The 13,234-nt window shown below is 47.2% G+C and carries 12 protein-coding genes; 8 read left to right on the top strand and 4 right to left on the bottom strand.

Features of this window, described 5'->3' with window-relative positions; genetic code table 11:
- Together glnS and A3750_RS17810 are read right to left on the bottom strand one after the other, a co-directional pair.
- A partial coding sequence (glnS, locus tag A3750_RS17805; protein ID WP_068548535.1) for a glutamine--tRNA ligase occupies positions 1-1,064 on the bottom strand: 1,064 nt, incomplete at its 3' end.
- Positions 1,065-1,148: 84 nt separating this feature from the next.
- Positions 1,149-2,447 carry a serine hydrolase gene (locus tag A3750_RS17810; protein WP_068455127.1) on the bottom strand — a complete coding sequence of 433 codons (1,299 nt, stop codon included), beginning with the start codon at positions 2,445-2,447 and terminating at the stop codon, positions 1,149-1,151.
- A gap of 237 nt (positions 2,448-2,684) precedes the next feature.
- Between A3750_RS17810 and A3750_RS17815 the strand changes: the two genes are divergently transcribed.
- Genes A3750_RS17815 through A3750_RS17825 form a run of 3 tightly spaced genes read left to right on the top strand, consistent with a single transcriptional unit; the run spans position 2,685 to position 5,174 of the window.
- Complete coding sequence (locus tag A3750_RS17815; RefSeq protein ID WP_068466478.1) at positions 2,685-3,188, top strand: peptidylprolyl isomerase; 504 nt, start codon at positions 2,685-2,687, stop codon at positions 3,186-3,188.
- Positions 3,189-3,211: 23 nt separating this feature from the next.
- Complete coding sequence (locus A3750_RS17820; protein WP_068457184.1) at positions 3,212-3,961, top strand: UDP-2,3-diacylglucosamine diphosphatase; 750 nt, start codon at positions 3,212-3,214, stop codon at positions 3,959-3,961.
- Between the two features lie 4 nt (positions 3,962-3,965).
- Complete coding sequence (locus A3750_RS17825; RefSeq protein WP_068457181.1) at positions 3,966-5,174, top strand: NAD(P)/FAD-dependent oxidoreductase; 1,209 nt, start codon at positions 3,966-3,968, stop codon at positions 5,172-5,174.
- Between the two features lie 151 nt (positions 5,175-5,325).
- On the opposite strand, the gene A3750_RS17830 is transcribed toward A3750_RS17825, so the two are convergent.
- On the bottom strand, positions 5,326-6,147 hold the full coding sequence (locus tag A3750_RS17830; protein WP_068457178.1) for a hypothetical protein: 822 nt from the start codon (positions 6,145-6,147) through the stop codon (positions 5,326-5,328).
- Between the two features lie 326 nt (positions 6,148-6,473).
- Between A3750_RS17830 and A3750_RS25400 the strand changes: the two genes are divergently transcribed.
- Positions 6,474-6,623 carry a DUF2986 domain-containing protein gene (locus A3750_RS25400; RefSeq protein WP_156492472.1) on the top strand — a complete coding sequence of 50 codons (150 nt, stop codon included), beginning with the start codon at positions 6,474-6,476 and terminating at the stop codon, positions 6,621-6,623.
- A gap of 39 nt (positions 6,624-6,662) precedes the next feature.
- Here the strand turns inward: A3750_RS25400 and A3750_RS17835 are convergent, their stop codons facing one another.
- Entirely contained in the window at positions 6,663-7,280 is a 618-nt protein-coding gene (locus A3750_RS17835; RefSeq protein ID WP_197466359.1) for a tRNA-(ms[2]io[6]A)-hydroxylase, read from the bottom strand.
- 450 nt (positions 7,281-7,730) lie between these two features.
- Between A3750_RS17835 and A3750_RS17840 the strand changes: the two genes are divergently transcribed.
- From A3750_RS17840 to A3750_RS17855, 4 genes are all read left to right on the top strand, one after another.
- Positions 7,731-10,520, top strand: coding sequence for a bifunctional aconitate hydratase 2/2-methylisocitrate dehydratase (locus A3750_RS17840; protein WP_068548536.1), 2,790 nt, complete (start codon positions 7,731-7,733; stop codon positions 10,518-10,520).
- Between the two features lie 301 nt (positions 10,521-10,821).
- On the top strand, positions 10,822-12,060 hold the full coding sequence (locus tag A3750_RS17845) for a triacylglycerol lipase (protein WP_068453688.1): 1,239 nt from the start codon (positions 10,822-10,824) through the stop codon (positions 12,058-12,060).
- An 80-nt stretch (positions 12,061-12,140) separates the two neighbouring features.
- Complete coding sequence (locus A3750_RS17850) at positions 12,141-12,548, top strand: MerR family transcriptional regulator (protein WP_068453686.1); 408 nt, start codon at positions 12,141-12,143, stop codon at positions 12,546-12,548.
- 3 nt (positions 12,549-12,551) lie between these two features.
- The coding region (locus A3750_RS17855) for a permease (RefSeq protein ID WP_197475126.1) at positions 12,552-13,234 on the top strand (683 nt) is incomplete at its 3' end.

The following is a 13,234-nucleotide window of genomic DNA, read 5'->3' on the forward strand; positions in this document are numbered from 1 at the left end:
ACTTTAAGAGGGTTCATCACACACATTGCACGCTGCGCATGATCATTCAAATCATCCCGAATGGCCTTCTCAAGCTGCGCAACATCAACATCACTGTTGTTTTTGCTACTCACGGGAATCATCTCACAGAACTGCTTAATCGAACGCGGCGTGAAACCACGACGACGCATTCCAGAGATCGTCGGCATTCTAGGATCGTCCCAGCCGGAAACATGTCCTTCGTCGACTAGCTGCTTGAGCTTACGCTTACTGGTAACGGTGTAGTTCAAATTCAAACGCCCCATCTCGTACTGACGAGGCTTGGATGGAACAGGCAGATTCTCCACTAACCAATCATAAAGCGGGCGATGCGCCTGAAACTCTAGTGTACAAATTGAATGGGTAACACCCTCAATCGCATCTTCTTGACCATGGGCAAAATCATAGCTCGGGTAGATACACCACTTATCACCCGTCTGGTGATGAGGAACCTTGCGAATCCGATACAATATAGGATCTCGGAGGTTCATATTCGGAGAGGCCATATCGATTTTGGCTCGCAAAGTCGCTTTACCCTCATCGAATTCACCTGCTCGCATTTTTTCCAAAAGCTGCAGATTCTCTTCTACAGAGCGACCCCTGTATGGACTCTCTTTCCCGGGCTTTGTCGCCCAGCCTCGATACTCTGAAGCCTGCTCAGCCGTAAGTTCACAAACATACGCCTTGCCCTGCTCTACGAGGTATTTTGCCCAACCGTATAACTGATCAAAGTAACTCGAAGCGTAACGTACATCTCCAGCCCACTCGTAACCCAACCATCGAACATCTTCCTGAATTGCATCGATGAATTCCTGACTCTCTTTCTCAGGGTTCGTGTCGTCAAAACGGAGATTACACTCTCCGCCATAAGCATTCGCCAGACCGAAGTTCAGCCAGATAGAGCGCGCATGACCAACATGAAGATAGCCGTTTGGCTCAGGAGGAAAACGAGTAACAACGCGTCCATCGTTCTTATTGGACGCCAAATCGCCCTCAATAATGTTTTCGAGGAAGTGCTTAGACTTAGTTGGTGCGGAGTCCGACATAGTTGTGATTCACCTAGAGACGCAATGCTAACAGTAGAAAGGGCGCGCATTATAGCCGGAATACCGGCTAGCGAGAATAGGTGTTTATGCACTTGTTACAGAGCAATTTTTCGAAATTGTATTCACGAAGCGGACGAGAGACGGAATATTATTCGCAACGATCGGAATACCACTCGTCATCAATGACACAGTCAGCTCTCTTTTCGGGTCAACCCAAGCCATTTTGTTAATCAAACCGATGTGCCCGTAAGAAGCAGAACTATTCAAGCCCCAAACGCCAACCGGCCGACCTCCAAGCATCAAACCTGCGCTGTAACGCATCGGCAGCATCAAAGTGCGATCGAACTGAACCGAGGCCACTTCCTGAACGGCACGACGAATGGTGATATCTTTTGCAACCTGCTTACCCTTCCAAGTACCACCGTTTGACATCATCTGGAAGAAGCGGTTCATCTCTTCCGCGGTTCCCATAATGTTACCCGCCGGAATAACCGCCTGCATAAAGCGAGGGTCGTTAGTCACTTGCTGAACCTGATCAAGCGGCCCACCGAGTGCCCTTTTGATTAAGTAGGAAACCGGAAACATTGGTTTGATCCCTGTTGCATAGTTGGTAGCAACTCGGTCGCTATATTTGGGATCGATACCATACTGGAAGTACTTCATTCCCATCGGCTTGCGGATTCGTTTATCCAGCAAAGCTTGGATACTATCGCCCGTCACCTTATTAACAACGCGCTCCAAAATATAACCGCCCGTCAACGCATGATAGGCAAGCTTATCGCCGCGCGGAGAACTTGGCTCGGCGTCACACAGTAAACGCCAGATTGTGTCGTTATCCCACAAGGTCTCAACTGGAAGCCCCTCAGGTAAACCAGGAATGCCACTGCGATGTGAGAGCACTTGGTGAATCGTTATGTTCTTTTTGCCATTCTTGGCAAACTCGGGCACATAGAAACTGATTGGATCATGCAGATTTATGAGCTTTTGCTCATTCAGCATATGAATCAACAAAGCAGTGACGGCTTTTGACGCCGAGAAAAAGCAAATCGGCGTTTCCGGGCGCATCAGCACTTTAGACTCAGATGCATCATCTGAAGGCCCGTTACCCGAAGCGTGCCCAATCGCCCTATGCAGAACAATCTCACCCTTTCGACGAACGCAAAGAGAAATAGCCGGGTGCGTACCTGTACGATATACCCCCTCGACAGCCTCCCAAATCTCCCGAACATCGCGCTGCGTCATCTCTACACTTTCAGGATCGACCTCCTGCGCCTTTTCAATAGTCGTCACTTGAGCCAATGACTCAGGAACAACGATTGTGTTACCAAGATTTGCTTTTATTCGGGAGTAGTTCAAACCACTAAACGATGCATCCAACAACATAACCATCTCTACTTCATTAAATTATTGTTCTAAAAAGATATTCCTATTTGCTAAAGATAGAAGCTTACCACGCGCCTTACAAACGATTAGCCATAAATAACAATAATCATAAAACCAGATTAACTAAGCGGGGCGCACTCAAGTATTTAGTATCTTCCAACAACACTGTACAATCCGCCGCGAGTTGCTTGGCCTAATTCAAACCAAGCCGAAAACCAGTTAACGCACGGAATGACTATGATTTTATTGAAGACAAATTACGGTGACATCAAGCTTGAATTGGACCATGAGAATGCCCCAGTAACAGCGAAAAACTTTGAAAGCTATGTAAAAGACGGCTTTTACGACGGCGTCATTTTTCACCGAGTGATTGATAACTTCATGATTCAAGGCGGCGGCTTTGATGTAAACATGCAGCAAAAGCCAACCAAAGAGACCATCCAAAACGAAGCAAACAATGGTCTTAAAAACGATGCTGGTACCATTGCGATGGCGCGCACGATGGATCCACACTCAGCTTCAGCACAATTCTTCATCAACGTATCAGACAACAACTTCCTTAACCACACATCAGAAACAACTGAAGGCTGGGGCTATGCTGTATTTGGTAAAGTGGTTGATGGCAACGACGTCGTCAACAAGATCAAGTCAGTTAAAACGACGATGAAAGCAGGCCACCAAGATGTTCCTGTCGATGAAGTCATCATCGAATCTGCAAGCATCATTGAAGACGAAGCATAAGCGTCAATAAACGATTCAGTTCTATGATCTACTTTATCTCCGACCTGCATCTGGAAGAATCACGCCCCGACATTACTGGGGCGTTTTTCTACTTTCTCGATCAAATCGAAAAAGATGCGAAACAGCTATATATTCTGGGCGACTTCTTTGAAGCCTGGGTCGGAGACGATGAAAACACCCCCTTGCAAGTAAAGGTCAAAGCGCGACTCAAGCGCCTCACTGAGAGCGGTGTTGAAGCGTTTTTCATGGCTGGGAACCGCGACTTCCTAATCGGCGAGCAATTTTCTCAAGATACCGGCGTGACTGTTCTTCCAGAACCAAGCAAGATTGCGCTGAACGGAGAAGAGGTACTCCTTATCCACGGCGACAGCCTCTGCACACGCGACACCGCCTACATGAAGCTACGCTCCATGCTACGTGCACCAGGCTTTATCGAGACCTTCCTAGCGCGACCTTTAGAGGACAGATTAACGACTGCGCGCCAACTTCGCGAGATGAGCCAGGCTTCGAACAAGGACAAAAGTAATGAGATTATGGATGTCACACCCGAAGAGGTGATAAAGCTAATGGAAGAGCAACAGGTTCAAACGCTGATTCATGGCCACACCCACCGGCCAGCAACGCATGACCTTACAATCAACGCAGAACCCGCATTCCGAATCGTTCTTGGCGATTGGGACAAGCAAATTTGGTTCATTCGCGTCGATGAAACAAAACAGAGCCTTGAATTAATCAACCAAGCATTTCCTGAGAACGCTGAGTCATTCGCCTAGCTTTATGAGCAGCCAACACAAGCAGTTCGACATGATCGTCATCGGCGGCGGAGCATCTGGGCTAATGTGCGCAGGGCTTTGCGGGCAACAAGGCCTTTCCGTTTTAGTGCTCGACAAAGCGAACAAAGTTGGCAAAAAAATTCTTATGTCCGGCGGCGGAAGGTGTAACTTCACCAACTACTTCGTTGAGCCCGATAACTACCTCTGCTCAAACCCGCATTTTGTAAAATCAGCACTTAGCCGCTACACCCAGTGGGACTTCATATCACTGGTTGAAAAACACGGCATCCCTTATCATGAGCGAAAGCATGGCGAACTGTTTTGCGACAACAGCGCCAAAGACATCCTAAAGATGCTTATTGAAGAATGCCCGCCCCACAAAGTGGATATACGCACCAAATGCGAGATAGAAAGCGTTAAAAAAGAAGGCGAAACGTACCACCTAAAGACAAACCTTGGACATTTCTCAACACAAAAACTGGTTGTCGCGAGCGGCGGATTATCGATTCCAACCATGGGTGCCAGCGGGTTTGGCTACCAACTAGCCGAACAGTTCGGGCATAAGGTGCTGCCAACACGCGCCGGTTTAGTACCGTTCACTTTTAGCGATAAAACCAAAATAATGACCGAACGCTTGTCTGGCCTTGCCCATGAATCAAAAGCATTTAACGATCGCAGCAGCTTTATTGAGAACATACTGTTTACGCACAGGGGCATCTCAGGCCCTGCCGCATTGCAGCTATCGAACTACTGGCATCTTGGTGAAACCATCGAGCTCGATCTATTCCCTACTAAGAACATCGAGCAGATCTTGCTTGATGCCAAGCAGAATTCGGGCAAAAGCAAACTTCGCTCCATACTCAGCAAGCACCTAGCAAAGTCTCTCGTGTTAGAGCTTGAAGCGCTCTATTGGGATGAACACAAAGAAAAGCCAATCAGCGAGCATAGCGACAAACTTCTCAAGCAGCTTGCCGACACCCTGCATAGCTGGTCGTTAAAGCCATCGGGAACCGAAGGCTACCGAACCGCCGAAGTGACGCTTGGCGGGGTAGATACCGATCAGATTTCATCTAAGAACATGGAAAGCAAACTCCATCCCGGGCTGTACTTTATTGGCGAGGTGCTGGATGTAACTGGCCACTTGGGTGGGTTCAATTTTCAGTGGGCTTGGGCATCCGCCAATGCCATCAGCGAAGATATCTCGGCCAACTAAACAGAGTTGTGTTGATAACAGAAACTTATAAAGAGACTTATAAAGAGACCTACAACTTAATATAAAGAAGTGACACCCACGAGAGTAACAACTCACCCCTGCATCAACCAAACCGCAAAAAACGTTAGCCGGCAATCCGAGACAAAAACACCTATCGTTTTAGATAAATCGAGTTTCTCCGCCTGTTATCGCAAACAAACATACTACTCGTTAGCTGCGCGCAGTCATTTATGTTTAAGCCGGCAATACTCACCGCTCGCTCATTCACGCTCATATTGGCTTTGTCTTTTTTCAGAAACTCATACATGGTTTCAAAGCGCGCAGAAAAGTCCGCCCCTTTGTCGCTAATATCCTCAAACAAGGCATAAAACTTAGTGAACGACATGGTTGCGCCTCCTAAGCCAATCTCCACCATTTTCTCTAAGTAGTGAATATATTGCTGCGTTAAGAACAGAGTAAGTTGCTGCTGATCAGCCCGATCAGCGCGATAGTTGTTTAATTTGAGTCGGTTTTGGTTTTGAAGCGCCGTGCGCGCAATCTTGTTGTTTGCCTTATTGCCGATCAAAGAAAACTGACCATCGCTGCAGTCAATATAGGTAACGCTAAACTGACACTCGGCTCTAGATTGAGGTGCAGATATTTGTTGATTGTGAGGCCGCTCGGGCCTCGCTTCTGCACGTTTTACAGACTTTACTTTATTCGATTTTGAGGCTGGCATGTTAAAGGCAATACCAAGCGCTTCGGCTTTGCGTTTTAGCAACATCGCCTGCATGCGCGCATCGTTTTTTTTGAAATCGAAGAATGCCGGTAATACTGTGCTAGGGGACTTTTGCTTTATCTCGCAGTAAACCTGCTCGTAGTACGTCTCTGCATACGCGAAACAGCTCGTTTGAGAAGCCCGTGCTTCAAACGCAAAGAGGACGCATACCAAGGACAGCCATACATTCTTCCCGACAGCATAACGAACCTTCATATCAAACCTACTGCCTCGGCTATTTTTTCGGTGCTGTTTTTTTCTTTTTATCTTTGTCTTGCGAGGCGGCGTCGCCAATGATGTTTTTTCCAGGACATACCTTAAAAACAGGACATTTAGCGCACCCTACGGCATAAGAAACAGGACATAATTGCATGAAGATCACCTCAGAGATGGGGTTGGTCTAGTTTATTGGAGGGGTCAGTATAACGAGTTTTTCTTGAGAGGAGCGCTAACTTTTAATACTCAAACGTCTTTCAGTTAACAATACAAACCAAAGCATCTAAGATGCGTGTGGTTTCACCAGTTAAACAGGCGCATATAAGATGAATAGGAAAAAGAAAAAGGAAGCGATTCACAAGCAACGCCTGAAAAAAGCAAAGGCCAAGCTCGCGCCCAAGAAAAAATCGACCTACATATCAAAAGCGAAAAGAGCAGAACTCGAAGCACTTGAGCACGAAAAACAAAGCCAGTGAAAGCCCTTCACAACTAGTTAACCAACTACATATGGCCGATCAACTGTTCCGTGACTCCATAACAGGCCCACTGTGAAAACGAAACTCGTGGTCAGGGCTCACAACTAACGCGGCCTCCCGCTCCCGAAAAAAAGCCACTCTCTCTGAGATGTCCTCGCCCGCGTATTTGGTCGCAAGCTTCAGGTAGTCCTGATAATGACGCGCTTCGGATTTCAACAAAGACTGATAGAACGCTTTGAGTTCATCATCTAGCTTTGGGGCAAGCTTGGCAAAACGCTCACAAGACCTTGCCTCGATAAACGCGCCGATAATCAGCACATCGACCAGTTTTCCCGGCTCATTCTTTCGCGCCTGATCTCGCAAGCCTGCGGCATAACGCGATGCGGATAAGTTACCGTACTTCAAACCACGCTTTTTGATGATCTTTAACACTTGCTCAAAGTGGCGCAGCTCTTCTCGCGCTAATCGCGACATTTTGTTCAACAACTCCGCGTCATCAGGATAACGATGGATATTGTTGATGGCTGTCATTGCGGCTTTCTTTTCGCAGTGCGCATGGTCAATCAACATAATCTCTTGGTTTTCCAAGGCATTTTCAACCCAACGATCAGGGGTCTCACAGCCAAGAAAATCACGAATTTCACTTAAATCTTCCATCAATTGCACTCTGTTTAATTACCGCTATTCTTTCGGGCGCGGCATTATAAGATCTTTCTTTCGCCTCTTCATCGCCAATGTAAATTTATTTGCTCGATGAATAACGGTTATTCTGGGCTTGGGCCCTGTCATCCTTAACAACTAGCGAAAATATGATTACAATGTTGCCGCCTAAAAATAGGGTTAATGCTCGCTGTTTCGCGCAATTGTTGGGACAGGCTTTCTCGGAAAGATCAAAGAGAATGCGCATTGACTAGTCTAGTAAGGCTTTCGAGTGATCAACATAGCTTCATTCTTACTTTGCTCACTAGCAAAAAAGCCTGAAAAGAGTTTGAAGATTTTTCGCCAGGAGCTTGGCCTAATAATGCAAAGTTCCCAGCCAAATGCTTTACCAATTAGTCTTACAAATTGATTACCCGTTAATCAATTCAACTTGAATGAGAGATTCGTATGAGCTTGTATTCAGAATACCTAGCAGAAATTGAGGTTCGTAAAAACGAACTTGGCCTAAACCCAAAACCAATCGATAGCGCTGAATTGCTGTCTGAAATCATTGATCAGATCAAAGACACTGGTAATGAGCACCGCGAAGCGTCTCTAAACTTCTTCATCTACAACACACTGCCAGGTACAACTCCAGCAGCTGTCGTTAAAGCGGCTTTTCTAAAAGACATTGCGCTTGGAAAAGAAACGCTCGCAGAAATTTCGCCTGAGTTTGCTCTTGAGCAGCTATCTCACATGAAAGGCGGCCCTTCTGTTGAGGCACTGCTAGACATCGCCCTTTCTGACGACGCTCAAGCTGCGGCAGCGGGCGAAGTTCTAAAGACTCAAGTATTCCTTTACGAAGCTGACACCGCGCGTCTTGCCGACGCTTTCAAAGCGGGCAATGCCATCGCTAAAGACATCCTTGAAAGCTACGCGAAAGCCGAGTTCTTCACCAAGCTTGACGACATCCCAGAGAAAATTGACGTTGTAACATACATCGCAGCTGAAGGTGATATCTCTACTGACCTTCTCTCTCCTGGCAACCAGTCTCACTCACGTGCAGACCGTGAATTGCACGGCCAGTGCATGATCACACCGGAAGCTCAGCAAGAGATCGTTGAGCTAGGCAAAAAGCACCCGAATGCTAAAGTCATGCTCATCGCTGAAAAAGGCACCATGGGTGTTGGCTCTTCGCGTATGTCTGGTGTTAACAACGTTGCGCTTTGGGCGGGTGAAAAAACTTCCCCTTACATTCCGTTTATCAACAATCGTCCCGTCGTTGCGGGCACGAACGGTATCGCACCGATCTTCCTAACAACTGTTGGCGTAACCGGCGGTATTGGTCTTGATCTTAAAAACTGGGTTAAGAAAGTAGATGCTGCGGGCAATGTTGTGACAGATGAAAATGGCGACCCAGTGCTTGAAGAGAAATTCTCCGTAGCAACAGGCACGGTTCTAACCATCGATACCAAAGCCAAGAAGCTGTACAACGGAGAGACCGAACTGACTGACGTTTCGGATGCATTCACACCTCAAAAAGTTGAGTTCATGAAAGCAGGCGGTTCTTACGCGGTAACCTTCGGTAAGAAAATCCAGACGTTCGCAGCCGAAACCCTCGGTATTGAGGCTCCTGATGTTTACGCTGCATCTAAAGAAATTTCTCACGAAGGCCAAGGTCTTACAGCTGTTGAGAAAATATTCAACCGTAATGCGGTAGGTGTAAAATCTACCACACCTCTTCACACCGGCTCTGACGTTCGCGTGAAGGTTAACATTGTCGGTTCTCAGGACACGACTGGCCCGATGACTTGTCAGGAACTGGAAGCCATGGCGGCTTCGACGATTTCTCCAAGCGTCGATGGTGCATTCCAGTCTGGCTGTCACACCGCTTCGGTATGGGACAGCAAAGCAAAGGCGAACACGCCTAAGCTAATGGCGTTCATGAATGCGTTCGGCGTGATCACAGCACGTGATCCGAAAGGCGTTTACCATTCAATGACAGACGTTATTCACAAAGTATTGAACGACATTACTGTTGACGATCGCGCAATCATCATCGGTGGTGACTCGCATACTCGTATGTCTAAGGGCGTCGCGTTTGGTGCTGACTCTGGTACGGTTGCTATCGCGCTTGCAACTGGCGAATGTGCAATGCCAATCCCTGAGTCTGTAAAAGTAACATTTAAAGGCAGCATGAAGTCTCACATGGACTTCCGCGACATCGTACACGCAACGCAAGCTCAAATGCTTAAGAAGTTCGGCGGCGAAAACGTCTTCCAGGGTCGCGTTATCGAAGTACAAATCGGCACTCTATTAGCAGACCAAGCGTTCACGTTCACCGATTGGACTGCAGAAATGAAAGCGAAAGCTTCGATCTGTATTTCTACAGACGACACGTTAATTCAGTCTCTAGAGCTCGCAAAATCTCGTATCCAAATCATGATCGACAAAGGCATGGATAACGATGCCAAGATGTTACAAGGCCTAATCGACCTAGCAGACAAGCGTATTGCTGGCATCAAGTCTGGTGAAGAACCAGCGCTTGCTCCAGATGACAACGCGAAGTACTACGCTGAGTTGGTTGTTGACCTAGATGCAATCGAAGAACCGATGATTGCTGACCCAGACGTTAACAATGAAGACGTATCTAAGCGTTACACGCACGACGTAATCCGTCCTACGTCATACTACGCGGATCGTAAAGTTGACTTAGGCTTTGTTGGCTCTTGTATGGTGCATAAAGGCGACATGCAAATTATCGCTGCGATGCTTCGCAACCTGGAGAAGAAAGGCCCTATTACATTCAAAGCGCCTCTTGTTGTTGCTCCACCAACATACAACATTGTTGATGAGCTAAAAGCGGAAGGCGATTGGGATATCCTAGCGAAATATGCAGGCTTCGTTTTCGATGATGAGCATCCAAAAGAAGCAGCGCGTACTCAGTACGAAAACATCCTTTATCTTGAGCGTCCTGGATGTAACCTGTGCATGGGTAACCAAGAGAAAGCTGCACCTGGTGACACCGTCATTGCGACATCTACTCGCCTGTTCCAAGGCCGTGTTGTTGAGGACTCCTCAGAGAAGAAAGGCGAATCGCTATTAGGTTCGACCCCAATGGTTGTTCTCTCGACTGTCTTGGGTCGTTTCCCAAGCTTAGAGGAATACAAAGAAGCAGTAGAAGGTATTAACCTCACTTCGTTCGCACCACCATCTGAAGATCTGAGCGTCAAAGCTCAACCAATCAAAATGGTATAAGCGAAAGCACGGAAGAGCCCGACACTCACATGAGTGTCGGGCTTTTTTTTGCGACCAATAAAACGGCTATCGGACCTCACCACCCCTCACTTCTGAAACCTAAAGACCAAACAGCGACAGCGCAAACTACATTGCAACAACGAGCGCTGAATACCCTGACGTGACGCTACTCACGATCGATATAACTTGACCAATACGGAGTAGCTAGGCTTACTTGTTATATATGCTTGGTCTAAGACAGCAGCCTCTTGGATCAGCACTGCCATCGAACATCAAGAATTAGGCACTTCGAGTAGATACAATGAGTCAAAATCTGATCAAGCTTCAGGGTATTTTAAATGGCGTTTTTGGTGACTCTCTTGCAGAGGACGAGAGCAGTCTGGCCATCGACATGGCATTTTATCATTACAACTACCGCCTTAATCTAAACGAATCAATTGCTGAGCAGGTAGAACTGCCGATCAGCAATAAGCTTATTATCTTCGTTCACGGTTTAACGAATACAGAGTCTATCTGGGACTACGAGACTGCGGACAAGCACACCACTAATTATGGCCATCAGTTAGAAGCAGAGCGCGGCTACACACCTCTTTTTGTGCGCTACAACAGCGGGCTAGCCATCAAAGAAAATGGCCAAGAGCTTAGCGAAAAAATTCAACAACTGTTTGAGCACTATCCGTTGCCTATCGACGAACTCATCCTCGTCGGGTTCAGCATGGGTGGACTGTTGATACGCCATGCCCAGCTTGATTTTGACAAAGGCTGGACCAACAAGTTACATGCTTGCGTTTACATTGGCACGCCACACGAGGGAGCAAAGCTCGAGCGGGCTGGAAAGACGACCAGCAACCTGATTAAAAGCCTCACACAACCGTATCTCAACATCTGGCACTCTTGGGCTGAACTGCGAAGCCAGGGCATAAAAGACCTGCATGATGGCTTCAAAGACAACAAAGAAGCGTTTCATTCGACTGCCAAGCACTGCTTCATAAGCGGCGGACTTCTCAAATCGACATCCGATATCGCCGAGCTTATTGAAAATGCATTCATTGGAGATAGCCTGGTAGTTAAAAGCAGCGCACACCCCGATGTAGCATTAGAAGAACGAGAGAACCAACACTTCAGTGGCCTTGACCATTTTACGCTTGCACGTAGCCCACAAGTCTACAAATTCTTATCGCCCTGGATAGAGGCTCAACGAGAAAAAAGCATACCGCTGAGAATACTGCACCCTGTTCTGCCAAACAAAAACACACCCTTATTTCTCGCTCAAGCAGACGGTTCCTACCTCAGTGATTCAATACGTTTTGCTCTGCAAATGGGCCACAAAGTTTCACACACTGCACATACCATGCATGATTCGATTAGCAACGAGTACTATGATCGCTTCCATGCACTGCCCGTCATCAACCTCTTCTCCAAACCCATAGAAACAGGGCACAAATCGATATCGACGCCGATTTTCAAAACAGTAGGACAGGCACTAAAGATCACCGAAAAGTCGCTTGCCAAGCGCTCACCCAACAAGACCACCAAGTAAGTAAATACGCAGTAAAGGCTTGACCTTACAGTAGCTGTAAGCTTTATTCTTCCTAGAATCAGCTCTCCAGGGGTATTGAGATGAACATCGGTCAGGCAGCAAAACGCAGCGGATTAAGCGATAAAACCCTTCGCTATTATGAAAGCATTGGGCTGGTAAGCAGTCAGCGCGCCAACAATGGCTATCGTAACTACGAAGAGGCGCAAATCAATGAGTTGCGGTTTCTTGCCTCCGCTAGAAAAGTTGGTTTCACAATTGAAGAATGCAGGACCTTACTGGAACTATTCCGTAATCAACATCGGCACAGCAAACACGTCAAAGGCTTCGTACTCGATAAGGTAAGCCATATAGAAGAACAGATTCGAACTCTCGAAACGATTAAATCTTCTCTACTAGATCTCGCTAACCAATGCCGTGGCGATGAAGAAGCGCAGTGCGCAATTATAGCGGGGCTGAGCAATGGTGACCTGATGAGCGGAAAGGAATAAAACATGCGCGATAAAGATAATCAGCACTGCATATCAAGTAACAAAATAGAGTCCGAGCAAGGCGCGGATTGTGTGCACGAACAAACCACCCCTGCGTCATGCAAGTCGGACATGACCTCAAGTTGTTGTGCGCCAAAGCCTATCGAAACGAACTCGTGCCACGATACCAAACAAGAAGAAAACTGCTGCGCCCCGGCGCCCAATAAAACCGATTGGTTACTTTGGGGATCATTGATTGGCGTGTCCGTCTTCTATTTACTGAGTTTTCTAGATCTTGAGCACAGCCATTGGCTAGGCGCATTTAGCCACAGCGTTCGCGACTTAATGCATGTCATGTGGTGGGGGCTTGCTCTTGGCATTCTCATGGTTGGCTTGCTAAGTCAAATTCCGCAGAATTTCGTTCTATCTGTGCTCGGCAAAGGAGGCACGAAGACAGGCTTATTGCGTGCGACATTCGCGGGTGTTTTCATGGATTTATGCAGCCACGGCATCCTCATGGTTGGAATGGAATTGCGACGCAAGGGCGCGAGTCTTGGCCAGGTTATGGCTTTTCTGATTGCAAGTCCTTGGAACTCCCTATCACTTACGCTGATTATGATTGCGTTAATCGGGCTTCCTTGGACCTTAGCTTTCATTGCTCTATCGATGGTGATCGGGCTTCTGGCAGGCTGGCTCTTTGACCGCTT

The organism is Oleiphilus sp. HI0079, assembly GCF_001635105.1.